The following is a 23,156-nucleotide window of genomic DNA, read 5'->3' as shown; positions in this document are numbered from 1 at the left end:
GGTCACATCAGGTTTACTTTATCTGTATATATCCTAGAAATATACAAAACCCCATTCCTTTTCCGAAGAAAAGGGGGGGGTTTGTCATCAATCTCAGCGAATGGAGACCAATCCATTCGCTTTTTTTACAGGCCGATATATTTGGCCACCAGTGATTTGGCCAACGGAATTTCGGTCGTTCCCTGAACCAAAATTCGCCCGTCCGGAAATACGGCAAAGCGGTATTCTCCCAAATCGGCCCGCAGCATAAAGGGATTGCGGGTGACTGTTCCCGCCTGTTTCAGACGTTCCGCGATGAGATCAAGGGAAAAGGAAGAAGACGGCAGGGTGATCTGCACGGTTTCCCGGCCGCACATGGACACTTCGGTTCCCCGTTTTTCCTGCGGGTCGAGATAAGAAAAGATCTTCTTTTGGCAGGCGGGGCAGTCGGCAGCGATTTTCTCCCCAACATCCATTGCGTGATGATGGTTATGCCACAGTTCAAAGTGGCGCAGGCGGGGATCAAGCCGGTCTTTGGCGCCGACCAGCCATTTTAGCGCTTCCGCCGCCTGATAAGCGGCCACAACATGGATAATCGGGCCGATCACGCCGGCGGTGTCGCAAGTCTCGGCCGATCCCGGGGCAGGCGCATCTGGAAAAAGGCAGCGCAAGCAGGGGGTTTCTCCGGGGATGATCGTATAGGTCATGCCGCGGGAACTGACAGCCCCGCCATAAATCCACGGGATGCCATGCTTGATGCTGACATCGTTGATCAGGTACCGAACCTGAAAGTTGTCCGAGCCGTCGAGAATCAAATCGACCCCGGTAAGGAGTTGTTCCGCATTTTGCCAGTTGAGATCCGCGATGTGCGGCTCGATTTCAACCGCGCCGTTTACCGCTTTCAGCTTGCGGCTGGCTGCGATCGCCTTTGGCATGTGTTCTTTTGCATCCTGTTCATCATAAAGCATTTGCCGCTGCAAATTGCTCGCTTCCACAAAGTCGCGGTCGATCAGGCGCACGTACCCTATGCCGGAGCGGACCATATGGTTGGCCAAAGCCGTTCCCAATGCTCCCATGCCAACGATGGCCACACGGGAGCGAAGCAATTTTGCCTGTCCTTCCTCTCCGATGGGGGCAAAGAGAATTTGCCTCGAATAACGGGTTTGCCCGATGTCGGTTGTCATTGCTCTGCCTCCTCTGTCTTTTGACCCGTTGGTTCCTCCTCATTTCCGGAAGATGGTCTTCTTCATTTTCGCATTGAAAGAGGCATTGGTCAAAACGAAATGGGGGTATGTTTTTGCGAAGAATAGGAAAAAGTGAGATTGGAGGTGTCCCTGATGGATGACAAAAAAACTTACTATGTGACCGTGGAGATCGGCCAGCGCTCGGGAGAGATTCGGGATCATCTTGAAGTAAATGACGCCAATTATGATTTTGAAATCAAGGCGACGGAGGAGGAGATCGAGCGGTTGGAGCGATTGTTCCGGGAAGCGGAAGAAGAAGATTTTACGACCTTTGTCAAAGCGCATATCCCGTTTCTGGACAATGAGAGCCAAGAGAATGTCAAAGAAGATGGAACACTGCGAAAAATCTACCGCATGATTTACCAGCTCGGTACGGAAGAGACCAAACGGAGAATGGATGAGTCCGGGATGATTCATTAGAAGCAGGAAAAAAACGGGGGTTATGGAGCAGAATATGAAAGATGAATGAAAGGTGCCAGCATTGCTTGATTAAGAGGTGCAATAAGGAATATACTGTTTTTAAAAATAAATGAATATTTTTGGAGGGATTCTTTCGTGAATCAATCGCAATATCCGGGGACGAATCACACTTCGCTCGCTTACTCCGCGCAGCGCCTGATGCCCCGTGTGTTTGGATGGATGTTTGCGGGCTTGATGATGACAGCGATTATTGCCCTCGTACTTTCCGGTAATCCCAATGTTCCTTATTATTTGGCCACGCATTCAGGGGTGTTTTGGGGAATTGTCATCGCCGAGTTTATTATTGTGATGGCCCTTTCCTCTTTGTTGGGAAGAATGTCGCCGTTTGCTGCCACTTTTTCATTTTTTCTGTATGCCGCGCTCAACGGCGTGACACTTTCGCTCATTTTAGCCTATTTCAACGTCCAAACAGTCGCCGCCGCTTTCTTTATCTCCGCCGGGATGTTTGGTCTGTTTGCGGCATTCGGCTATGTGACGAAAATCGATATGACCCGGTTTGGATCAATTGCCCTGATGCTTATCCTGGGATTGGTTCTGGCTTCGGTCGTTAATATATTCTTTGTCAAGAGTTCGATGCTCGACCTGATCATCTCTTACGCCTTGGTTGTGCTCTTCTGCGGGGTCACCGCTTATGATATTCAAAAAATCAAGGCGATGAGCCAGCAGGTATATGATGAAGAGACAGGAACCAAGCTGGCGATCTTCGGAGCGTTGATGTTATATCTCGACTTTATCATTATCTTTAAAAACCTGTTGCGTATTTTCAGCAGAGACTAACGAAAATCGGGAAGCAAGTCGGTTTTGGCTTGCTTCCTTCAGGGATTTGTACGGATGAAAAATTAAATTTATTTTCCTGTGAAAAAAGGGTTGACTATTTTCCTTCGGCATGGTAATGTATTAATTGTCGCCGGAACGAAAGCGACAATGAAAAGAAAGTCATAAAAAAGACTTGCAAACAATGCGGCACTGAGTTATAATAACATTCGTCTCTTAAATTATATTCCTCAGTAGCTCAATGGTAGAGCACCCGGCTGTTAACCGGTAGGTTGCAGGTTCGAGTCCTGCCTGAGGAGCCAGACGCGGAGAGATACTCAAGAGGCCGAAGAGGACGGTTTGCTAAACCGTTAGGGGGCTATCTGGCCCCGCGAGGGTTCGAATCCCTCTCTCTCCGCCACTTTTTGTGCCTTGTGGCCCGTTGGTGAAGCGGTTTAACACACCAGCCTTTCACGCTGGCATGCAGGGGTTCGAATCCCCTACGGGTCACCATTTGCGGACGCTTAGCTCAGCTGGGAGAGCATCTGCCTTACAAGCAGAGGGTCGGCGGTTCGATCCCGTCAGCGTCCACCATGAGGAAAATTTCATATGCGGAGCTGTGGTGTAGAGGCCTAACATGCCTGCCTGTCACGCAGGAGATCGCGGGTTCGAATCCCGTCAGCTCCGCCATTTTGCGGCGGTCGTGGCGAAGTGGTTAACGCACCGGATTGTGGCTCCGGCATTCGTGGGTTCGATTCCCACCGATCGCCCCATTCGCTGGGGAATAGCCAAGCGGTAAGGCAACGGACTTTGACTCCGTGATGCGTAGGTTCGAATCCTACTTCCCCAGCCATTTTTATTTGAGCCATTAGCTCAGTTGGTAGAGCACCTGACTTTTAATCAGGGTGTCGAAGGTTCGAGTCCTTCATGGCTCACCATATGAAATCGCGTCACCTTTGCCGGGTGGCGCTTTTTTTATATCTTTGCGAGCGGGAAGACCCCGCCTGGCTTCAACTATGGGGATGAGAGCGGGCGTCAGGTGAGGGAGGAGAAGTTTTTTCTCTTTCTCTCAACCCTGACCGTCGTTTGCTCTCTTTTTTTGTACATGGAAATATTGGTTTTAAAATTGGCAATGGGTGATGAAGTTTTGAACTGTTCATAGTGATCGCAATGTCATGTCCGACTCTCCCTGTTTTATAAAGTTGGAACGTTACATTCCAAGAGCTGAATTCATCACAAGGCATTCAAATATCATCCGGGTCCACCGAAGAGCAAGCGGCTCTCATCAACAAATCCAGCAGAGTGGAATGAACGGAAAACCGACAATCAAAGCAGTGCGCAACCAAATCAAACTTCCCGAATCGGGATCGGTGAAGTTTGCGAAATCGCGTGAAATCGGGGGACGGTTCGCGACGATCCGGTGGAGCCGAAGACTTGCAAGTCCGGAACATGGCAAAATCCATCACGGATGAATCGTGGTCCCGCCCAGCTCTGATCCGGTTGCGAAACAAGAATGGATCGCCGTGTGGCCCGCCGTTTGAGCTTGGCCCGTGCCCGGGAATCCCTGTTTTTATGCATGGGAAGTGGTGGAATGTAATATGCTCTCATGCGATTGGACGGGTATGATTTTTGAAAGTTAAAACATTAAAATTGGTGGTTGACTTTCTTTTTACTGCATGATAAATTATTACTTGTCGATGCGAGATACCCTGAAACGAAAGGGAAAGACACCAACCCTTACTGATCGTAAGCGGGTGTGGCGGAATTGGCAGACGCACTAGATTTAGGTTCTAGCGCCTCTGGCGTGGGGGTTCAAGTCCCTCCACCCGCACCAGGAGCATCGTTTGAGCGGTCGTGGTGGAATTGGCAGACACGCTATCTTGAGGGGGTAGTGGCCGTATGGCCGTGCGAGTTCGAGTCTCGCCGACCGCACCATGAGACCGGGGTGTGGCTCAGCTTGGCAGAGCGCCTCGTTCGGGACGAGGAGGTCGCAGGTTCAAATCCTGTCACCCCGACCATTTTTAAAAATTAATCCCCATATTTGCGGGTGTAGTTCAGTGGTAGAACATCGGCCTTCCAAGCCGAATGCGAGGGTTCGATTCCCTTCACCCGCTCCAAATAAAACGGATGGACTGTGGCGGTAGCTGCGGTCCTTTATTTTTTTGTGCACGCATGAAATCGGTTAGCCAAAGTCAATGATGGTAGTAAGTTTGGAAGAATTCGCTTTGATTATCAAGAAAGAACGGGTGATCACATGGAGCGCTGTATCATCGTGACCCGCGGAGAGAAGGAGACAAAAGAGCTTGCGGCCAAGCTCGCTTCCTTCTTGAAGCCGGGGGATGTGTTGGCCTTGGAAGGAGACCTGGGTGCCGGCAAAACGACCTTTGCCAAAGGGCTGGCCGGAGGGCTTGGGATTCAAGAACCGGTTGACAGCCCTACCTTTACCATTATCAAGGAATATGAAGGCAAGCTTCCATTTTATCACATGGATGTATATCGAATTGAAGAGCCGGAAGAAGAATTGGGGTTGGAGGAATATTTTTATGGAGATGGAATTTGCTTAGTGGAGTGGGCTTCGCAGGTGAAGCCGCTTCTTCCCGAGGAAACGCTGTGGCTGTCGATCACGGTTCAGGCCGACGGTGATCGCCGGATTGAAATGGCCTCCGGTCATCCTCGTTGGAACTCATTATGTAAGGAGTTGTGTCAGGCATGAAACTGCTTGCGATGGATACCTCTACTCTCGTGATGGGGGTGGCCGTCTTTGATTTGGAAACGAAGCGGGTATTGGGGGAAGTTATTACCAACCTGCATAAAAACCATTCGGTGCGATTGATGCCCACCATTGAGCAGCTCTTGACTGAATTGGATCTGAGCCTTGACGATCTCCATGCGTTGGCGGTTACTTCCGGTCCCGGTTCTTATACGGGCATCCGCATCGGCGTGACAACGGCCAAAACAATGGCTTGGGCGCGCGAACTGCCTTTGTACAGCGAATCCAGCCTGACGGTTCTTGCCATGAACGGCATTCGCTTCGACGGATTGGTTGTTCCGCTGTTTGATGCCCGGCGGCGTCGCGTCTATTCTGGTGTGTTTGCCGCGAAGGACGGGGAAATGACTGAAGTGCTTCCTCAGCAAGTCGTACCGGTCGAAAGTTGGCTGGAGCAAATAAAGGCACTGGAAAAGCCGGTTTTGTTTTTGGGTGATGATGTGGAGCGTTTTCGCCAGACGATTGAGGAATACTTGGGGGAACGGGCCAGCTTCGGGATCGGGCCGGAAAACCTCCCGCGACCAAGTCATTTGGCATGGGCGGCCTATCAGAAATGGAGCAATCATGAGCCTCCGGAACATGCCGACTTCGCTCCCAACTATTTGCAGCTGACTGAAGCCGAAGCCAACTGGCTCAAAAAGCACGGGAAGGAAGAGGGGGAGAATGGTTAAAAGCGCACCTGGTGAAGTCGGTTTTCGCCCGATGGAGTTAAGCGATCTTTCGCGTATCGAGGTTATTGAGAATCATTCCTTTTCCGCTCCCTGGCCGCGGCAGGCTTTTTACAATGAATTGGTTTTTAACCAGTTTGCCCATTACACGGTGGTTACCGTTGACGGAATTGTCGCGGGGTACTGCGGGTTTTGGCTTATTTTGGATGAAGCGCACATCACGAATATCGCCATCCATCCTGACTATCGGGGAACGGGTTTGGGGGAAGCGACGCTTTTGTATGTGATGGATCTCGCCCGGAAGTTGGGGGCCGATAAAATGACGTTGGAGGTACGCGTTTCCAACACGGTCGCACAATCGCTTTACGACAAATTGGGGTTTACCCGGGCGGGATTGAGAAAAGAATACTATACGGATAATAAAGAAGACGCCATTATTATGTGGGTGACATTAAATGAACATGCAGAGAGAAACGCTCATACTGGGAATTGAAACAAGCTGTGATGAAACCTCGGCCGCGGTCGTGCGCGGGGGGACGGAACTCCTGTCCAATGTGATTTCTTCGCAGATGGACGTGCACCGCAAATTTGGCGGCGTGGTTCCTGAAGTGGCTTCGCGGCGCCATGTGGAGCGCATTACGATTATCGTGCAAAAGGCGCTGGAAGAAGCGGGAGTGGGGAGAAATGAGCTGGATGCCGTTGCCGTCACACAAGGACCGGGTTTGGTCGGGGCCTTGCTGATCGGTGTTTCTGCCGCCAAAGCGCTCGCTTTTTCCCTCGGCAAACCGCTGGTTCCGGTGCACCATATCGCCGGGCACATTTACGCGAATCATCTGATCAAGCCCCTTTCCTTTCCGCTCGTTGCCCTTGTCGTATCCGGAGGGCATACGGAATTGATCTACATGAAAGGGCATAACCAATTTGAGCGTCTGGGGAAAACCAGGGATGATGCCGCCGGGGAAGCATTTGACAAAGTGGCGCGACTGATGAAACTCCCTTATCCCGGAGGGCCGCAGATTGACCGGCTGGCCCTGGAGGGAAAACCCAGTTATCCGCTGCCGCGCGCCTGGCTGGAATCGGATTCGCTCGATTTCAGTTTTAGCGGGTTAAAATCGGCGGTGCTGAATCTCGTCCATAATGCGAATCAGCGCAAAGAAGAGATTCATTACGCAGACCTGGCGGCCAGTTTTCAGGATGCGGTGCTGGATGTGCTGGTGGAGAAAGCGATGCTCGCCGTCAAAAAAACGGGGGTGAACCAGTTGTTGCTGGCCGGGGGTGTGTCAGCCAACAGCGGGTTGAGAGTGCGGCTTTCCAAGCGGTGCAAAGAGGAAAAGATTGATTTGCGCATTCCGCCGCTGGAGCTGTGTACCGATAACGCAGCGATGATTGCCGCCGCGGGCACGTATCAGTTTCTCGACGGCCATTATGCGGATTTGACCTTGAATGCCGATGCGAATCTTCCGCTCATCGGCTAGGCACAAATAAAGCCGATGTTCCAATTCGGGGCATCGGCTTTATTTGTGCATAAATGGCGGGCCAACCTGTGGATAAGCCGGTGTTCATTCCGCCAGCTCAAGCCATTCTTCTGTTTTTTGCGTTAACCGCTCTTCTTTTGCCGCCAGTTCTTTTTGCAGTGAAGCGCTTTTGAGCGGGTCATTGAAAAGTTCGGGCTGACACAGCTGTTCGTGAATATGGGCGATTTCCGCTTCGATCTGCGCAATCTCTTCTTCCAGATCCTTCACTTTCAGTTCCCGTTTTTTGCGCTCGCGTTGTTCCTCTTTTTCCTTGCGGCGATAGGCTTCGGCCTGTTTGTGCGGGGAGGTCTCATCTTTTTTCTCTTCCTGTTCTTTTTCCAGCTTCTCCATTGCTTTTTTCTCCAGATACCATTCGTAATCGCCATGGTAATCTTTGATCCCTTCCGGGGTGATTTCCCAGATCCTCGTAGCCAGCCGCTTGATAAAATAGCGGTCGTGCGAGACGAACAACAGTGTGCCCAAATAGCCTTCAAGTGCTTGTTCCAGGCGTTCTTTGCTCACCAGATCCAGATGGTTGGTCGGCTCATCCATCAACAGGAAATTGGCTTGGTTCAGCATGCGCTTGCACAGGGAGAGCCGGGCCTTTTCTCCGCCGCTTAAATCCTGAACCTGTTTAAACACATCTTCGCCGCTGAACAAAAACTGACCGAGATAAGAGCGGATGCTCGTCTGATCCAGATGCGGATGTTCATCCCATATTTCATCGATCACTTGTTTCTGCGGATCAAGGTCTTTTTGCTCCTGATCGTAATAGTCGATCTCCACCTGAACGCCCCATTTTAGCTCGCCGGACAGGGCGGGAAGCTTGTTGGCAATCGTTTTGAGGAGAGTCGATTTTCCCACTCCGTTGGGGCCGAGCAAGGCGATGTGCTCGCCGCGTTCAATGGTAAACTGTAAGCCGGTGAGAAGCGGTTCTTGGTAACCGATTGAGAGGTTTGTGGCCTTCAGTACCTCACGTCCGCTGGTGACCGCTGCTTCAAAGCGGATGGCCGCCTCCCGTTTTCCGGTATGGGGCTTGTCGATCCGTTCGATTTTTTCCAGTTGCCTGCGCCGGCTTTGCGCTCTTTTCGTCGTTGATTTACGGGCGATATTGCGCTGGATGAATTCCTCCATTCGTTTGATCTCTGCCTGCTGTTTCTCATACATTTTCAATTCTCGTGCGAGATTTTCTTCTTTTTGTTTGACATACGCGGTGTAATTGCCGGGATAGCGCGTCACCCGCGCATGATCCAGTTCATAGATGACCGTGACCAAGCGATCGAGAAAATAACGGTCGTGGGAGACGACCAAAACGGAGCCGCTGTAATTAAGGAGTGTTTGCTCCAGCCAGGCGACGGCGTTCATGTCGAGATAGTTGGTCGGTTCGTCCAGGATCAGCAGATCAGGCTCTGTCAGGAGCATTTTGGCCAAGGCCACTCGCGTTTTCTGCCCGCCGCTCAGAGAGGAGACAAGCGTATTTTTCCAGTCTAACTCTCCGAGTCCCAATCCGTGCAAAGTGCCGCGGATGCGCGCTTCAAATGCATAACCGCCGCTTTCTTCAAATTTCTCCTGCAGGGAAGCATATTTTTCAAGTATTTTTTGGTATTGCTTTTCATTTGTATAAACTTCTTCTTTGCCCATTTCCCGTTCCAGTTGGCGCAATTGGTTTTCCAGTTCGCGCAGACCGGAAAAAACAGCGAGAAGCTCTTCCCAGATGGTCAAAGAGGAATCCAACCCGCTGTCCTGAGCCAAAAAACCGATTTGCGCTTTTCTGGCAATCTGGATTTCCCCTTGGTCCGCAGGGATTTCTCCGATGATGATTTTTAGCAGCGTCGATTTGCCCGCGCCGTTGGGGCCGATTAACCCGACCCGTTCCTGATTGTTCACCTGTATATCAACACCATCCAGGATGACCGTTCCCCCATAGGTTTTATGAATATTCGTTGCTTGCAATATCATGGTTCCACCTCGTTTTTGAAGAAAAATATGTGTATCCGTGAAAATTTGATTGCATTCAGGGTCGTTTGGGGACTCTTGCACTCCGGGTGATCCAAATGGTCAGTCAGGAGGATGCCGTTCCACTCATGGTTTTGCTAAAATTTTATTACTGGTTGTGTTTGACAAGATATGAATGTTTTCTGCAAAAAACGGCAAGATCCGGGGAACTCCGGACCTGCCTCCAGGGATCCTGTACCGGCAGCCTGTTCTCTACCGTAAGTTTAAATGAGTTTTCATGCCAAGGGCAAATGTGGAGGGAGAGCAATTTCGCGTGATCTTCTACTGCACCATGTTTTTTTGGTAAAATGATAAATAATCACTCTGCTCGATCTAAAAGGATGAAACACATGCAGAATAAAGAAGAGTTGCGACGTCATTTGCTGAAGGTCCGTCAAGAGTTATCCGATGAGAGGCGGCGGAGCGGTTCGGCTTCCATCTGTCGGAAAATAGTGGAATGGGATACTTTTCTAACATCGGATACTGTTTTATTCTATATGCCGATTCGCCGGGAAGTGGATGTGCGTCCCGCCATTGAGAAGGCTTGGTCTTTCGGAAAAACGGTCGTCTTACCCCGGGCGCTTCCCGAAACGAGGGAGATGAAACTGTTCCGCGTCGACAGCTTTGAGGAATTGCAACCAGGAGCGTACGGCATTTTGGAACCGCTTGAAGATGAAGCGAAGGCGGTTGAGCCTGAACGCATCCGGTTGGCGGTGGTGCCCGGTGTCGGATTCGATCGCAGGGGTTACCGGTTGGGGTACGGCGGGGGATATTATGACCGCTTTTTTGCCCGGGCCGGCCATGCGGTTCGCCTGGGAGTTGCTTATTCGGAACAGGTGGTTGCAACCGTTTACCCGCTGCCGCATGACCAGCCTGTCCATTATTTGTTTACTCCGGGGGAAACGTTGGCTTTTTGAGAGAAAGCCGCTTCAATTGATTATCGAAAGTGTATCAAATTGTGGTATATTGATTTTGATCTTCACCTTTGCAACAGGGGATTTGATTTGGCAATCACGTTTCAGCCGACGCGAAAGCAATGGGCTTTTATACTCAAATAATTGTCGACTTGCGAGCGGGTGGCAAAGCCCGACTGAATGATAAATTTTATGTGCGCAAATTCACGAAAATGGAGGTGCAAGCGCGCAGATGCCTGAAAATAAAATACCACAAGTGACAGCCAAGCGTTTGCCCCTTTATTACCGCTACCTGGAAAAATTGCATGCCATCGGGAAGCAACGCGTTTCATCGGCAGATTTAAGCGATGCGTTGCAGATCGATCCGGCCACCATTCGCCGTGATTTTTCCTATTTGGGTGAGCTGGGAAAGAAGGGTTATGGTTACAACGTGACCTACTTGTTACAGTTCTTGCGTGATTTTTTGAAGCAAGACGAAGTGACCAACGTGGTTCTCGTCGGCGTTGGCAACCTGGGAACCGCTTTGCTCCGGTACAATTTTTATCGCAGCCACAATACAAAGATCGTGGCCGGATTTGACCAGGATTTGTCCAAAATCGGCAGCGATGTGGACGGAATTCCCGTTTATTCGATGGACCGCCTCCAAGAGGTGATCGAACTGCACCATGTGGAAGTTGCGATCTTAACCGTGCCCGTCAATGTGGCACAAGCGACAACGGACTTCCTGGTGCAGGCGGGCATTCGCGGTATCCTGAACTTTACTCCGGCCCGTCTGATCGCACCGCCCCATATTCGCATTCACAATATTGATCTGACGATTGAGTTGCAAACACTCATCTATTTTCTGAAGCATTTTCCCGGAGAGCAGACACAGAATCAGGTGGAAATGGCGAAAGTAAAACAAATCGAGCCGGGAGAATTAGGGGAGTAAGCACATGAATGAGGAACAAGTGCAGCCGTTGACGGAACATCTGGAGGAACTGAGGCGGAGGATTATCTGGATATTGCTGTTCTTCCTGGTGATGTTGGTCATCAGTTTTTATTATTCCATCGATATTTTCCGCTATATCAAGGATCACGCTTTTCATGGATATCATTTGACCGTTTTTAAACCGGCCGATCCGATTCTGATTTATATGGAGATCTCGATGATCCTGGCGTTGGTCTTCACTTCACCGGTGATCATGTACCATCTGTGGCAGTTTGTTCGCCCCGGATTGAAGAAAGAGGAGCAGCGGGCGGCGTTGCTTTACATTCCCGTTGTCGTCGGCTTGTTTGTTGCCGGCGCGTTATTCGGTTATTTTGTTGTTTTTCCAAATGTGATGGATTTTTTATTTTCCTTGAGTGAAAAAATGGGGGTTCCCATGCTGTATGGGGTGGACGATGCGTTTAACTTTTTGTTCAGCATCGTTTTGCCTTTGGCCCTCTTTTTTGAGTTGCCCGTGATTGTCCTGTTCTTGACGCGCATCCGCCTGATCACTCCGGCGTTTCTGAACAAGATGAGACGAGTGGCTTACTTTATCCTGGTCGTGTTCTCCGCGTTGATTGCTCCGCCCAATCTGGTGTCGAACATTCTCATCTTCATCCCGCTCATCCTGTTGTACGAGATCAGCGTCGGCCTGTCCGCCTGGCTGTACCGCAGGATGGAGAAGGAAGAGGAAGAAGAGGTGGAGATGGACGGAGTCTATTAACATTAAGGCAGCCATCATTCCCGGTCGATGGCTGCTGTTTTTCTACATAATTAGATCCGGATGGGGCACACTTTTCTTGACTACACCCATTTGGAGGAGATTATATGATGTGGAGGAATTCGCATTCCAATCGTTCATCGTACGGCTGGTTGCTGCTTGTCGGCTTTGCCGCCCTATTGCTGTCTCCGTCTGTCCGTTCCGCTGTTTGCAAGGTATTGGTGAATGGAGCCGTCAGTCTCTTGAAATGGACGGAAGGTGTAAGGCAAAACATGTCCACCGGCAAAGGGATATTCCATACCGGTTGGTCGATTGAACTCGGCGGGTCCGGCCCTGTTGACCGAGGACAGCACGGGGAGCAGGAATCAGTGGATCTTGGCGGGATCTCTGCTGAAAAAGTGATTCAGTTTTTGCGGAAGAAATCGGAGAACCATTCATTTTCCATGGACGGGACGAATGAAAGAGATGAGAAAAGGACAGCCCGAACCGGAAATGAAGGTGATTTTGACCGGACCAGGTGAACAGTGAGTTTGGCACTTTCCTCGATTCATCTCCTTTCTTTTTTTGATTAATTTTTTTCCGCATACTTGAAAAATGCCGGATAGATGAATATCATAATAATTGTGTTAGCACTCATCCGTCGCGAGTGCTAACAATCGACAAAATTATCCACCTCATGAAGGAGGGTTATTACCATGATCAAACCATTAGGTGACCGTGTTGTATTGGAGCCCGTTGAGAAAGAGGAAAAAACGGCCAGCGGTATCGTCCTTCCGGAAACCGCAAAAGAAAAACCGCAAGAAGGACGGATCGTGGCTGTCGGCACCGGACGTATTGACGAAAAAGGCAGCCGCATTCCTCTTGAAGTAAAAGAAGGAGATCTGGTGATCTTCTCCAAGTATGCCGGTACCGAAGTGAAGTACGGCGAAAAAGAATATCTCATCCTTCGTGAAAGCGATATCCTCGCGATCGTGGAGTAAACAATCCCATCCCGCCTGAGATGATTTCATAGAAAGGCCTTCGTTGGGCCAAGAATGCGGCGGATTGAGCAATACGCCTGCATTAAAACACGAGAGTGTAAATTATTACCCTACATAAGAAAGGGGACGGAAGAAAATGGCTAAAGATATCAAATTCAGCGAAGATGCACGCCGTGCGATGCTGCGTGGGGTTGACGCGCTTGCAAATGCTGTGAAAGTAACCCTTGGTCCGAAAGGACGCAACGTCGTTTTAGAAAGAAAGTTCGGTTCTCCGCTCATCACCAATGACGGTGTAACCATTGCAAAAGAAATTGAATTGGAAGATGCTTTTGAAAACATGGGTGCACAACTCGTAAAAGAAGTTGCCACCAAAACCAACGATGTAGCCGGGGATGGTACCACCACCGCTACGGTTCTCGCTCAAGCGATTATCCGTGAAGGTCTCAAAAACGTGGCTGCCGGCGCTAATCCCATGGTATTGCGCAAAGGGATCGAAAAAGCAGTAAATGCTGCGGTAAATGAGATCAAGGAAATTGCAAAACCGATCGAAGGCAAAGATTCGATCGCCCAAGTAGCCGCTATTTCCGCCAACGACGAAGAAACCGGCCAATTGATTGCCGAAGCAATGGAAAAAGTGGGTAAAGACGGGGTTATCACCGTTGAAGAATCCAAAGGCTTCAACACTGAACTCGAAGTGGTTGAAGGGATGCAATTCGACCGCGGTTACATCTCCCCGTACATGATTACCGATACGGACAAAATGGAAGCTGTTCTCGATGAACCGTACATCTTGATCACCGACAAAAAAATCAGCAACATCCAAGAAATCCTCCCGATCCTTGAAAAAGTGGTGCAACAAGGCAAACAGCTCTTGATCATCGCTGAAGACGTGGAAGGGGAAGCGCTTGCCACCCTGGTTGTGAACAAATTGCGCGGTACCTTCACCGCTGTTGCCGTAAAAGCTCCTGGATTCGGTGATCGCCGCAAAGCGATGCTCGATGATATCGCCATTCTTACCGGTGGTCAAAGAATCACCGAAGAATTGGGTCTCGACCTCAAAACGACCGGACTTGAACAGCTCGGCCGTGCCCGTCAAGTGCGCGTGAACAAAGAAGATACGATCATCGTCGACGGTTATGGTGACCAAAGCGAAATCAAAGCGCGCGTGGCTCAAATCCGTCAACAATTGGAAGAAACCACTTCCGAATTCGACAAAGAAAAATTGCAAGAGCGCTTGGCTAAGTTGGCTGGCGGCGTAGCTGTGATCAAAGTGGGCGCTGCTACCGAAACCGAGCTGAAAGAGAAAAAATTGCGGATCGAGGACGCACTCAACGCAACCCGTGCTGCAGTTGAAGAAGGAATTGTAGCCGGAGGCGGTACCGCGCTTGTGAACGTGATCCGCTCTGTAGCTGAACTCGAGGCTTCCTTGCCTGTGGGTGATGAAAAAACCGGCGTAAGCATTATCAAACGTGCACTTGAAGAACCGGTACGTCAAATTGCCCACAACGCAGGTCTCGAAGGTTCGATCATCGTTGAACGCTTGAAAAAAGAAGACGTAGGCATCGGATTCAACGCCCTCACTGGCGAATGGGTAAACATGATCCAAGCTGGTGTTGTGGATCCGGCAAAAGTAACCCGTTCCGCTTTGCAAAACGCTGCTTCTGTTGCCGCTATGTTCCTGACCACGGAAGCGGTTGTTGCCGACAAACCGGAAGAAAACAAAAACGCATCCGGTGCTCCGGACATGGGTATGGGCGGCATGGGCGGCATGATGTAATCGCCCGATCTGTTCAACTCCTGCGGGAATTTTCCTGCGGGAGTTTTTATTTTTACGCAGAGGTTGATTTTCGCTTTTATCTTCCGATATGGTGATGGATGGGGTCTTTGGAAATATAAAATGTAGACAAAAAGGTAATTTTTCGGGCAAAAACTGAGACAATTCTTCTATTGTTGATAAAATGATGAGGGAATAAAGAGATCAGGGTTACCGTTACATACAATGGGAAAGAGGAGAAGGCTGATGAAGAGCAAACTGGTCATGTCCGTTCTCGCTGTTTGTTTGGCGTTTGGGCTGTCTTTCGGGCCTGTGGACAAGACGATTCCGACTGCAAACGCGTCCTCCAACGCTGACGAGGGCAAACAAAAGTTGAAAGATATCAAATCAAAACAAACTGCGTCTAAAGCGGAAATTGACAAAGTCGAAAAGATGATCGAAGACAAGAAGAAGGCCATTAATGAGATTGAGGCCAAAGCAGGCGCTTTGAACGATCAGATTGCCAAGTTGAACAAAAGCATCGAATCCAACAAGAAAGTGTTGGAGCAATCGAGGCAGGCTTTGGGAGACAAATTGAATCGGATTTATCTGCAAGGGGACAATGGATACATGGCCCAGTTGCTCGCTGCCGGTTCTTTCAGTGATTTTCTCAAACGATACGAAGTGCTGCGCCTGATCGTGGAGAGCGATTATCAGGTATTTAATGAATATCTGACCGCACAGCAAAATTTGCAAAAGCAACAGGCGGAGCTGCAAGAGAAGCAAAAGAGCCTGAATGCGGAAATGAAGAAGGCAAATGAAGCGGTTAAGCAATATGAAGCTGAACTGGATAAGCATAAAGCCGAATTGCAGCAATATGAACAGCAAGAAAATGAGGTACTGAAAAAATATGCCGGTTACTCTGATTCCGGTAACGGAGTGTTGGGCTGGCCGACTACCCGCGGTTTTGTTTATTGGAATTATATGCAGAATCGCGGAAATCACTTCCACAAGGGAGACGACTTCCCGCGTCCGGCGGGAACCCCGATTTATGCCGCCGATGATGGCGTGGTATTGCGGGTGAGCACCTCTGACCCTGAAGGTTACGGAGTGTTTATCGATATTCAACATCCAAACGGGCTGATGACCCGATACGCTCACATGTTCTTGAGCACGGTTACCGTTCATGCCGGTGAACATGTAACCCGCGGGGAACGGATTGCCGCTGTGGGCAACAACGGGGACTCTGTCGGCGCGACCGGTAACCATCTGCATTTTGAGGTTTGGAAAAACGGACATACGGTAAACCCAAAATCTTATTTGGAATGATGCTGCTGATGAATTCAGCAGCTTTTTGTTAGAAAGCAAAGGCTGCTAATGTTATGATGGGGAAAAAGATCAAATTAAAAATCTTGAACATTCTTCATTTTGCAAGGAATGGAATCAGATAGGTGGGTTAATGTTATGTGGAAAAAAGAGATTGTGGAAGAAGCGTGCAGAAGGTTTAAAGGAACGGAAAGCACCTTGAAGTATGCCGGCGGCGACGATCAAGGCATCTATGAATATGAACGGGATGGCGAGTCCTGTTTTTTGCAGCTCGTTCCAATTGCTGCCAAGGATAAAGCCCAATTGCATTCTGAACTGCAATGGATTTCTTTCTTGCGCAGGGGAGGGGTTCCCGTTCCCAAACAAATATTATCCGCTCGTGGGCAGACGGTGGAGACAATTGTACGCCTTCCCTTTCCCTGTTGCATCTATTCCTTTGAAAAACCTGCGGGCAGAAAGGTGAGTCCGGCTGATTCGGCAGAATGGAATCCGGCTTTGTTTCGGAGATGGGGAGAAACGATGGGAAAGATTCATTCTCTCTCCAGGCGTTTTTTGGAACGGTTTGAAGTTCCTTCATTTGATGATTGGAATGAAGGGGAAATTTACCATCGTGATTTTTCCTTTATCGAAGGTCGGCTGGTCGACCGCTTTATTTCCTCAATGCAAAGAATCGCTTCCTTTTCCAGAACGAATCGTTCCTATGGAATCATTCACAATGATTTTCACCATGGAAATTTTTTGATCGGTTCGGCTAAAGAGATTATTCCCGTTCATTTCCATCGGATGAAATTCCACTTTTATACATACGATATTGCCATTGCCGTATACCATGTTTTATCCGCAGTTCCGGAAAGCTGGCAGGATGAATGGAAAGCCCGGTTCCTCGGCCCGTTTATGGAAGGTTACTTTTTGGAAAATGAACTGGATGAGGGATGGGAGGAGCAAGTCGAATTTTTTGTTGGGTACAGGAGGCTGTTTTATTATTTGTATTTGATGACCACCCTGAACGGCGATCCGCTGGATGAACGGGTGAAGAAAAAATTCGCCTATCTCGAAGAACAACTTTCCAGGCAAAAGGTTCGCTTTTAAACAGACTCTCATGCGCCAATCCGTTGGCGGCAAATGGATTGATGGATGATCGGTCGGTCAATAATGAAACGCCCCCGTGGGAATGTTGCTCCATGGGGGCGTGTTTATTATAGATTAAAAGGCTCTGCTGTATTGGTTCGGTGCGAGATCATTAATTCCGAGTTTCTGTGCGGCATGGAGAACCCAGTAAGGATCGCGCAGGAGCTCTCTGGCCAGGAAAACGAGGTCGGCCCGCTCGTTGCCGAGGATTTCTTCCGCCTGTTCCGTCGTCGTAATCAGACCAACGGCACCAGTGGCAATGCCAACCTGTTTTTTGATCGCTTCAGCAAAGGCAACCTGATAACCCGGGAAAATGCGGGAAGGCGGGTTGGGAATAAGGCCTCCGGATGAAACGTCAATCAGGTCGACTCCCCATTCCTTGAGCAAACGGGCCAAAGCGATGCTGTCCTCAATTTGCAATCCGTCGGGATGATAATCGACGGCAGAGATGCGAACGTAAAGCGGACGTTCCTGTCCCCATTCAGCCTGAACGGCTTTGATCACTTCTTTCAACAGGCGGGAGCGCCCTTCCAAATCGCCGCCGTATTCATCCGTCCGCTTGTTGCTGAGGGGAGAGAGGAATTCATGAAGCAAGTATCCGTGTGCAGCGTGGATCTCGACGACATCGAAGCCGATTTCTTTTGCCCGTCTGGCGCTGTCGGCAAAAGCCTGAATCACTTCGGAGATCTCTTTGGGTCCCATTTCCGCAGGTACGGGACCTCCTTCACTGAACGGAATGGCACTCGGAGCGATAATTCTTTCGTCCACTTCCGCTTTTCGCCCGGCGTGAGCCAATTGGATTCCTGCTTTTACTCCTTGCGAATGGGCGAAGGAAACGATCTGCTTTAACCCTGCCATTTGCTCATCATTCCACAAGCCCAGGTCTTTGGCGCTGATTCGTCCCCGGCTTTCCACTGCGGTGGCTTCCAGTATGAGCAGTCCGACTTTTCCCGCGGCTCTCGTACCGTAATGGACAATATGCCAATCAGTTACTTTGCCATCGTCATCGGCTGAATACATGCACATTGGAGAAAGAACGATCCGGTTATTCAACGTAACATTTTTTTGCGTAAACGGGTTAAAAATTAACGACATCTGTTGCTCCTCCATTTCTTTGGATTAATAAAATTAGAGTGTGCGATGAGCCTGTAAATTATTTTATAACTAATTTTAAGTAAGTGGCTAAGGATAATTATAACATAGCAGAAAAAAATGTCATCCCCGGGCGGGAAAGGCAATCAATCACGTATGAACTCGCTGCTTCGGGAGAATCGTATAGACAGAACCGTTGTCAAAGGCAAATCTCGAAAAAATGGAAATAGTTGATTGGCGCTATCCTTTGCTTGACCGCGTTTATGACGGCTTGTTATCATAAGGTTGATTTTTTTCTGCCTGAAAACCGTATATGTTTGGGGATACGGCCTGAACGTTTCTACCCGGCTGCCGTAAATAGCCGGACTACGGGTGATAAGTCTTCGGAACTCATGCTTCTTCATCTCGTTTGCAAATGAAGAATCGTTTTTTATGGCCGGAGTCTTGTATCGCCGTTTTGCGGTATGGGACCCCGGTTTTTTAGTATTGGTGAAAAGAGGGATGGTTGATGGAAAAAACATTGGAACGCGTTGTCGTTTTGGATTTCGGCGGCCAGTATAACCAGTTGATCGCGCGCCGAATCCGTGATCTCGGCGTTTTCAGCGAACTGCTCCCCTATACGGTTTCAGCGGCAAAACTGAAAGAAATGAATCTGAAAGGGATTGTTTTTTCAGGTGGTCCCAACAGCGTATACGCTGAAAATGCGCCAAAGTGCGATCCGGAAATCTTTGAACTCGGCGTCCCGATTTTGGGGATTTGTTACGGAATGCAGATGATCGCTTACCACTTTGGAGCAAAGGTAGAGCGCGCGCACAGGCGGGAGTACGGAAAAGCGGAAATCGAAGTGGTGTCCGACAGCCCGCTTTTCAAAGGCCTTGACAAAAAGGAAACGGTTTGGATGAGCCATAGCGACGTGGTTACTGCGCCGCCGGAAGGATTCCGGGTGGATGCCAAAACCGACTCTGCCTCCGTTGCCTCAATGAGCAACCCGGAAGCAAACATCTATGCCGTGCAATTTCATCCCGAAGTGAGCCATTCTTTGCACGGATTGGACATGATTCGCCATTTTCTTTATGACGTTTGCCACTGTTCCGGTGATTGGAGCATGAAAACGTTTATTGAAGACAAAGTGCGCGAAATCCGCGAACAGGTGGGTGACCAAAAAGTATTGTGCGCTTTGAGCGGCGGTGTCGATTCTTCCGTGGTGGCCGCATTAATTCATAAGGCGATCGGGGATCAGCTCACCTGCATGTTCGTCGATCACGGCTTGCTCCGCAAAGGAGAAGCAGAAAGCGTCGTTGAGACATTCGGGAAAAATTTCAAGATGAATCTGGTGAAAGTGGATGCAAAAGACCGCTTCTTGAGCAAGCTCAAAGGCGTTACCGATCCTGAACAGAAACGGAAAATCATCGGGAATGAGTTTATCCGGGTCTTTGAGGAAGAGTCGGCCAAATTCGGAGACCACCGCTTCCTGGGGCAAGGAACATTATATACGGATATTATCGAATCGGGCACAGAGACGGCCCATACGATCAAATCGCACCATAACGTGGGCGGATTGCCGGAAGATATGAAAATGGAATTGATCGAGCCGCTCAATACGCTGTTTAAGGACGAAGTGCGCCAAGTGGGGCTTGATCTTGGCCTGCCGGAAGAAATTGTCTGGCGCCAGCCTTTCCCGGGACCGGGGCTCGGCATTCGCGTGATTGGTGAAGTGACAGAAGAAAAATTGCGTATCGTTCGCGATTCGGATGCGATTCTGCGCGAAGAGATTAAAAAAGCGGGATTGGATCGGGAGATTTGGCAGTATTTCACCGCACTTCCCGATTTTCGCAGCGTGGGTGTGATGGGAGATGTACGGACCTATGCCTATACGGTGGGGATTCGCGCGGTAACTTCCATTGACGGGATGACAGCGGATTGGGCCCGGCTTCCCTTTGACCTGTTGGAGCGGATTTCCAACCGCATCATTAACGAGGTGGATGATGTGAACCGCGTGGTTTACGATATCACTTCCAAACCGCCATCAACCATCGAATGGGAATGATCGAAAAGGGGAGACAATATGACAACCATTGCCAAATATTTCCGTTTTGACGAGCACAAAACCAACTTGAAAACGGAGATTTTAGCGGGCGTCACCACATTTTTCACGATGGCGTACATCTTGTTGCTGGCTCCGTCACTTTTGGGCAAAGCGGGCATGAACCTGGGAGCGGTCTTTATGGGGACTGCTCTCTCGGCCATCGTCGGCACGTTTTTGATGGGGGTTGTCGCCAACTATCCAATTGCGTTGGCACCGGGGGTAGGGTTATTATCTTACTTTGCGTTTACGGTTGTTCTGGGAATGAAGATTCCGTGGCAACAGGCTCTCGGTGCAGTTTTTATTTCCGGGGTCGTTTTCTTTTTGCTGACCGTTACCAAGATTCGCGAAATGATTATCAATTCGATGCCGGTAACATTGAAATATGCCGTTTCGTCAGGAATCGGGCTTTTTATCGCCTTTATCGGGTTTAAAAATGCTGCCATCATTATTCCTTCTTCGGCTACTTTTGTTTCCCTGAATCCGGCGATTCAAAAACCGGAAATTTTGCTGACACTGTTCGGGCTGCTGATTACGGTCATCCTGATGGTTCGCCGGGTGAAAGGGGCGATTTTTATCGGCATGATCGTGACGGCGGTCGTTGGCATGTTCACCGGGCAAGTGAAGATCCCGTCCCATGTTTTCTCCATGCCGCCGAGCGTGGCACCGACCTTTATGCATCTGGATTTAAAAGGTGCCTTCGATCTGGGAATTTTTACGATCGTCTTCTCATTTCTGTTTGTGGATTTGTTTGATAATGCCGGAACATTGGTCGGTGTGGCTAGTCAGGCCGGTCTGCTGAAAGAGAATAAACTTCCGCGGGCGGGGCGTGCTTTGCTGACCGATTCGATTGCCACGATGGTGGGAGCCGTCTTTGGCACCTCCACAGTCACTTCGTATATCGAATCGACCGCCGGAGTCGCTTCTGGAGGACGAACCGGCATGACATCGGTTACGACAGCGCTGTGCTTTGCAGTCTCCATTTTTTTCTTTCCGATCGTGGAGACACTTGCTTCCGTGCCGGCGATCACCTCTCCGGCTTTGATCATCGTCGGGGTGCTGATGGCGGGGAATTTGCGAAAAATTGAATGGGATTCCTTCTCTGATGCAGTCCCCGCTTTTATCACCATGATTCTGATGCCTCTGTCCTTCAGCATTGCCACCGGAATTGCCGCCGGGTTCATCATTTATCCGCTTCTGAAATTGGCTGCGGGGGAAGGCAAACGGGTTCATCCTTTGGTGTATATACTCGGGGTGATTTTTGTGTTCCGTTTTATCTATCTGGGCGCGATATGAAATCGGATGATTTGGGGTTTGTTCGGAATATGCCGGACAGCCCCATTTTTTGTTTATCACCGACGGCGCCGAATTGGTGTATAACCTTTGGCAATCGATTCAAACTAAGGGAGTATTCCGGTGTAAAGGAGGAAATTCAATGCCTGTGCCGGTCATCCGGGTTCTTCTATCATGCCTGATCTCCTGTCTGTTGTTGCTTGTCCCGAACAGCGGCAGGGCGGAGCAGAGTGCCGGTTGCCATCTGGCCGATCAGAATAAGGAGAAGGAAATCCTTCGTTTGCTTAAGCAGAAGGAAAAAGCGGTTAACGAGCATAAATGGAAATTGTATGTTCCCCTGCTGAACAGCGGAAAGCCGATGTACATCCAGGAGCAGAAACGTTGGTTTCAGGATGCGGTAAAAGTGATGAAACCGGGTTCGTTCCATATTCATCCCGTCTGTTTTACCGAATTGAGTGAAAATCGGGTTAAAGTGCATTTGGAGCAAACTTACCGGTTAAGAGAAGAGTTTCACCGCGTCTCTTTTCCTGTTTTGTTCGAGCGGACGCGCAATGGATGGAAGGATTCCGACTTGGTTTTTGCCCGCTTGGGAAACGGGATGATTTCCGTTTATTATACGGATGCCTCCTTGCAAAAGCTCGCGCGATTGGCCTTTTCCTCATTGAGCAAGGGTGTGGCCGCTTTTAATCGTAAATACGGATGGACTCCGGGCCGGGTTGAGGTAAAGCTGTACCAGGATCCCGAGCTATTCCGCGAATCAGTGAAACCCTCATTGCCCGGGTGGGCGGCGGGATGGCATGAAGCGAATCAGTCAATTAAGTTTATCGCCGAAAATGTGGACCCGGCATGGTTTGCTTCCGGCATGATCCATGAACTGACGCACCAGTTGATCAGCGAATTGACCAATGATAATGCTGCGTATTGGCTTCAGGAAGGGGCGGCGATGTTTTATGAGGCGCATCTGTTGCCGGACTTCCATTGGATTCATTCGGTACCACGGCAGTTTCAGCCCTTGTCCATCGCCGAATTGGAGCAGAAAAGGCTGGAGCGTTTGCCGTCGGATGAGGCGGGACGCTATTATTTGAGCGCATATCTTCAATTTAAAAATCTGGTGGAGACGTATGGTGAGGAGAAGTTGAAAAAAGTGTTTGAGATTTTGAAAGCATCTCCTTATCTTGATGTCGACAGTGATCAAAAAGTAGAGAGATTAAACCGGTTGACCCATGATGCACTCAATCAAGTTCTGGGGCAGAGGTGAAAAAAAACAGTTGACATAACCGTATAGTGCTTGTTATATTATTTTCTGTCGCTTTTGCGATATCGATGTTCTCGAAAAAAAGTTCTTGACACTTGCTTTTCGGTTTGATAATATATAAATTGTCGCCGCGAAACGCGGTTGAGAAAAAGAATTTCGATGTGTTCCTTGAAAACTAAAGAGTGAAGCATGACCTGTTGATTCTTTTTGAGCTAGATCTTTATCGGAGAGTTTGATCCTGGCT

Annotated in this window: 22 protein-coding genes, 12 tRNA genes and 1 riboswitch; of the genes, 30 read left to right on the top strand and 4 right to left on the bottom strand. The window is 49.4% G+C overall.

What is annotated here, in order from left to right:
• Positions 1-125 precede the first annotated feature (125 nt).
• Entirely contained in the window at positions 126-1,163 is a 1,038-nt protein-coding gene (locus I8U17_RS16550) for a ThiF family adenylyltransferase (RefSeq protein WP_033102175.1), read from the bottom strand.
• Between the two features lie 153 nt (positions 1,164-1,316).
• On the opposite strand from I8U17_RS16550, the gene I8U17_RS16545 reads away from it, so the two are divergent.
• The 19 genes from I8U17_RS16545 (at position 1,317) to tsaD (ending at position 7,366) form a co-directional block, all read left to right on the top strand.
• The gene (locus tag I8U17_RS16545; RefSeq protein ID WP_033102174.1) at positions 1,317-1,643 is read left to right on the top strand and encodes a hypothetical protein; all 327 of its coding nucleotides are present in this window, start codon (positions 1,317-1,319) and stop codon (positions 1,641-1,643) included.
• A gap of 135 nt (positions 1,644-1,778) precedes the next feature.
• Positions 1,779-2,480 (top strand): Bax inhibitor-1/YccA family protein, encoded by a 702-nt coding sequence (locus tag I8U17_RS16540; RefSeq protein ID WP_370589278.1) that lies wholly within the window; start codon positions 1,779-1,781, stop codon positions 2,478-2,480.
• 224 nt (positions 2,481-2,704) lie between these two features.
• Positions 2,705-2,779, top strand: a tRNA-Asn gene (locus I8U17_RS16535).
• Positions 2,780-2,784: 5 nt separating this feature from the next.
• Positions 2,785-2,877 (top strand) — tRNA-Ser (locus I8U17_RS16530).
• A 15-nt stretch (positions 2,878-2,892) separates the two neighbouring features.
• A tRNA-Glu gene (locus I8U17_RS16525) sits at positions 2,893-2,969 on the top strand.
• 5 nt (positions 2,970-2,974) lie between these two features.
• Positions 2,975-3,050, top strand: a tRNA-Val gene (locus I8U17_RS16520).
• Positions 3,051-3,069: 19 nt separating this feature from the next.
• A tRNA-Asp gene (locus I8U17_RS16515) sits at positions 3,070-3,146 on the top strand.
• A gap of 7 nt (positions 3,147-3,153) precedes the next feature.
• Positions 3,154-3,229 (top strand) — tRNA-His (locus I8U17_RS16510).
• A 5-nt stretch (positions 3,230-3,234) separates the two neighbouring features.
• Positions 3,235-3,309, top strand: a tRNA-Gln gene (locus I8U17_RS16505).
• 9 nt (positions 3,310-3,318) lie between these two features.
• A tRNA-Lys gene (locus I8U17_RS16500) sits at positions 3,319-3,394 on the top strand.
• A 369-nt stretch (positions 3,395-3,763) separates the two neighbouring features.
• Positions 3,764-3,928 carry a hypothetical protein gene (locus tag I8U17_RS16495; RefSeq protein ID WP_198059852.1) on the top strand — a complete coding sequence of 55 codons (165 nt, stop codon included), beginning with the start codon at positions 3,764-3,766 and terminating at the stop codon, positions 3,926-3,928.
• 278 nt (positions 3,929-4,206) lie between these two features.
• Positions 4,207-4,290: transfer RNA gene (locus tag I8U17_RS16490), tRNA-Leu, on the top strand.
• A 14-nt stretch (positions 4,291-4,304) separates the two neighbouring features.
• A tRNA-Leu gene (locus I8U17_RS16485) sits at positions 4,305-4,391 on the top strand.
• 6 nt (positions 4,392-4,397) lie between these two features.
• Positions 4,398-4,474, top strand: a tRNA-Pro gene (locus tag I8U17_RS16480).
• A gap of 25 nt (positions 4,475-4,499) precedes the next feature.
• Positions 4,500-4,573, top strand: a tRNA-Gly gene (locus tag I8U17_RS16475).
• 137 nt (positions 4,574-4,710) lie between these two features.
• Positions 4,711-5,169, top strand: coding sequence for a tRNA (adenosine(37)-N6)-threonylcarbamoyltransferase complex ATPase subunit type 1 TsaE (tsaE, locus tag I8U17_RS16470; protein ID WP_033102170.1), 459 nt, complete (start codon positions 4,711-4,713; stop codon positions 5,167-5,169).
• A complete protein-coding gene (gene tsaB / locus I8U17_RS16465) occupies positions 5,166-5,894 on the top strand; it encodes a tRNA (adenosine(37)-N6)-threonylcarbamoyltransferase complex dimerization subunit type 1 TsaB (RefSeq protein ID WP_198056453.1) in 729 nt (242 codons plus the stop codon). Before tsaE ends, tsaB begins: the two co-directional genes overlap by 4 nt.
• Complete coding sequence (gene rimI, locus I8U17_RS16460) at positions 5,887-6,384, top strand: ribosomal protein S18-alanine N-acetyltransferase (RefSeq protein ID WP_033102168.1); 498 nt, start codon at positions 5,887-5,889, stop codon at positions 6,382-6,384. Before tsaB ends, rimI begins: the two co-directional genes overlap by 8 nt.
• Positions 6,353-7,366 carry a tRNA (adenosine(37)-N6)-threonylcarbamoyltransferase complex transferase subunit TsaD gene (tsaD, locus tag I8U17_RS16455; RefSeq protein WP_033102177.1) on the top strand — a complete coding sequence of 338 codons (1,014 nt, stop codon included), beginning with the start codon at positions 6,353-6,355 and terminating at the stop codon, positions 7,364-7,366. The genes rimI and tsaD overlap by 32 nt, the downstream gene beginning before the upstream one ends.
• Before the next feature lie 84 nt (positions 7,367-7,450).
• On the opposite strand, the gene I8U17_RS16450 is transcribed toward tsaD, so the two are convergent.
• Positions 7,451-9,364 (bottom strand): ABC-F family ATP-binding cassette domain-containing protein, encoded by a 1,914-nt coding sequence (locus I8U17_RS16450; RefSeq protein ID WP_198059851.1) that lies wholly within the window; start codon positions 9,362-9,364, stop codon positions 7,451-7,453.
• Positions 9,365-9,750: 386 nt separating this feature from the next.
• On the opposite strand from I8U17_RS16450, the gene I8U17_RS16445 reads away from it, so the two are divergent.
• The 8 genes from I8U17_RS16445 (at position 9,751) to I8U17_RS16410 (ending at position 17,150) form a co-directional block, all read left to right on the top strand.
• The gene (locus tag I8U17_RS16445) at positions 9,751-10,317 is read left to right on the top strand and encodes a 5-formyltetrahydrofolate cyclo-ligase (RefSeq protein WP_033102166.1); all 567 of its coding nucleotides are present in this window, start codon (positions 9,751-9,753) and stop codon (positions 10,315-10,317) included.
• A 229-nt stretch (positions 10,318-10,546) separates the two neighbouring features.
• Entirely contained in the window at positions 10,547-11,245 is a 699-nt protein-coding gene (locus tag I8U17_RS16440; RefSeq protein WP_052154411.1) for a redox-sensing transcriptional repressor Rex, read from the top strand.
• A gap of 4 nt (positions 11,246-11,249) precedes the next feature.
• Positions 11,250-12,005, top strand: a complete 756-nt coding sequence (gene tatC, locus I8U17_RS16435; RefSeq protein WP_033102165.1) for a twin-arginine translocase subunit TatC — start codon at positions 11,250-11,252, stop codon at positions 12,003-12,005.
• 107 nt (positions 12,006-12,112) lie between these two features.
• Entirely contained in the window at positions 12,113-12,523 is a 411-nt protein-coding gene (locus I8U17_RS16430; protein WP_033102164.1) for a hypothetical protein, read from the top strand.
• A gap of 174 nt (positions 12,524-12,697) precedes the next feature.
• Positions 12,698-12,982, top strand: coding sequence for a co-chaperone GroES (gene groES, locus I8U17_RS16425; protein ID WP_198056456.1), 285 nt, complete (start codon positions 12,698-12,700; stop codon positions 12,980-12,982).
• 136 nt (positions 12,983-13,118) lie between these two features.
• The gene (gene groL / locus I8U17_RS16420; protein ID WP_033102162.1) at positions 13,119-14,759 is read left to right on the top strand and encodes a chaperonin GroEL; all 1,641 of its coding nucleotides are present in this window, start codon (positions 13,119-13,121) and stop codon (positions 14,757-14,759) included.
• A gap of 243 nt (positions 14,760-15,002) precedes the next feature.
• A complete protein-coding gene (locus I8U17_RS16415) occupies positions 15,003-16,064 on the top strand; it encodes a murein hydrolase activator EnvC family protein (protein WP_198059850.1) in 1,062 nt (353 codons plus the stop codon).
• A gap of 135 nt (positions 16,065-16,199) precedes the next feature.
• The gene (locus I8U17_RS16410; protein WP_033102160.1) at positions 16,200-17,150 is read left to right on the top strand and encodes a phosphotransferase enzyme family protein; all 951 of its coding nucleotides are present in this window, start codon (positions 16,200-16,202) and stop codon (positions 17,148-17,150) included.
• A 114-nt stretch (positions 17,151-17,264) separates the two neighbouring features.
• Here the strand turns inward: I8U17_RS16410 and namA are convergent, their stop codons facing one another.
• Positions 17,265-18,284: an NADPH dehydrogenase NamA gene (gene namA, locus I8U17_RS16405; RefSeq protein WP_033102159.1), complete on the bottom strand. Its 1,020-nt coding sequence runs from the start codon at positions 18,282-18,284 to the stop codon at positions 17,265-17,267.
• A 284-nt stretch (positions 18,285-18,568) separates the two neighbouring features.
• Positions 18,569-18,670: riboswitch (purine riboswitch) on the top strand.
• A gap of 119 nt (positions 18,671-18,789) precedes the next feature.
• Between namA and guaA the strand changes: the two genes are divergently transcribed.
• The 3 genes from guaA (at position 18,790) to I8U17_RS16390 (ending at position 22,915) form a co-directional block, all read left to right on the top strand.
• The gene (guaA, locus tag I8U17_RS16400) at positions 18,790-20,328 is read left to right on the top strand and encodes a glutamine-hydrolyzing GMP synthase (RefSeq protein WP_198056457.1); all 1,539 of its coding nucleotides are present in this window, start codon (positions 18,790-18,792) and stop codon (positions 20,326-20,328) included.
• 27 nt (positions 20,329-20,355) lie between these two features.
• Positions 20,356-21,660 carry an NCS2 family permease gene (locus tag I8U17_RS16395; protein WP_198056459.1) on the top strand — a complete coding sequence of 435 codons (1,305 nt, stop codon included), beginning with the start codon at positions 20,356-20,358 and terminating at the stop codon, positions 21,658-21,660.
• Positions 21,661-21,799: 139 nt separating this feature from the next.
• Entirely contained in the window at positions 21,800-22,915 is a 1,116-nt protein-coding gene (locus I8U17_RS16390; RefSeq protein ID WP_198059849.1) for a peptidase MA family metallohydrolase, read from the top strand.
• A 33-nt stretch (positions 22,916-22,948) separates the two neighbouring features.
• Here I8U17_RS16390 and I8U17_RS18475 read toward each other — a convergent pair.
• Positions 22,949-23,156, bottom strand: a 208-nt coding sequence (locus tag I8U17_RS18475) for a hypothetical protein (RefSeq protein WP_232331163.1), incomplete at its 5' end; no start/stop codon positions are given.

The organism is Thermoactinomyces sp. CICC 10521, assembly GCF_016055135.1.
GTDB classification, from domain to species: Bacteria; Bacillota; Bacilli; order Thermoactinomycetales; family Thermoactinomycetaceae; genus Thermoactinomyces_A; species Thermoactinomyces_A daqus.
This window is presented reverse-complemented; position numbering and strand designations above follow the sequence as displayed.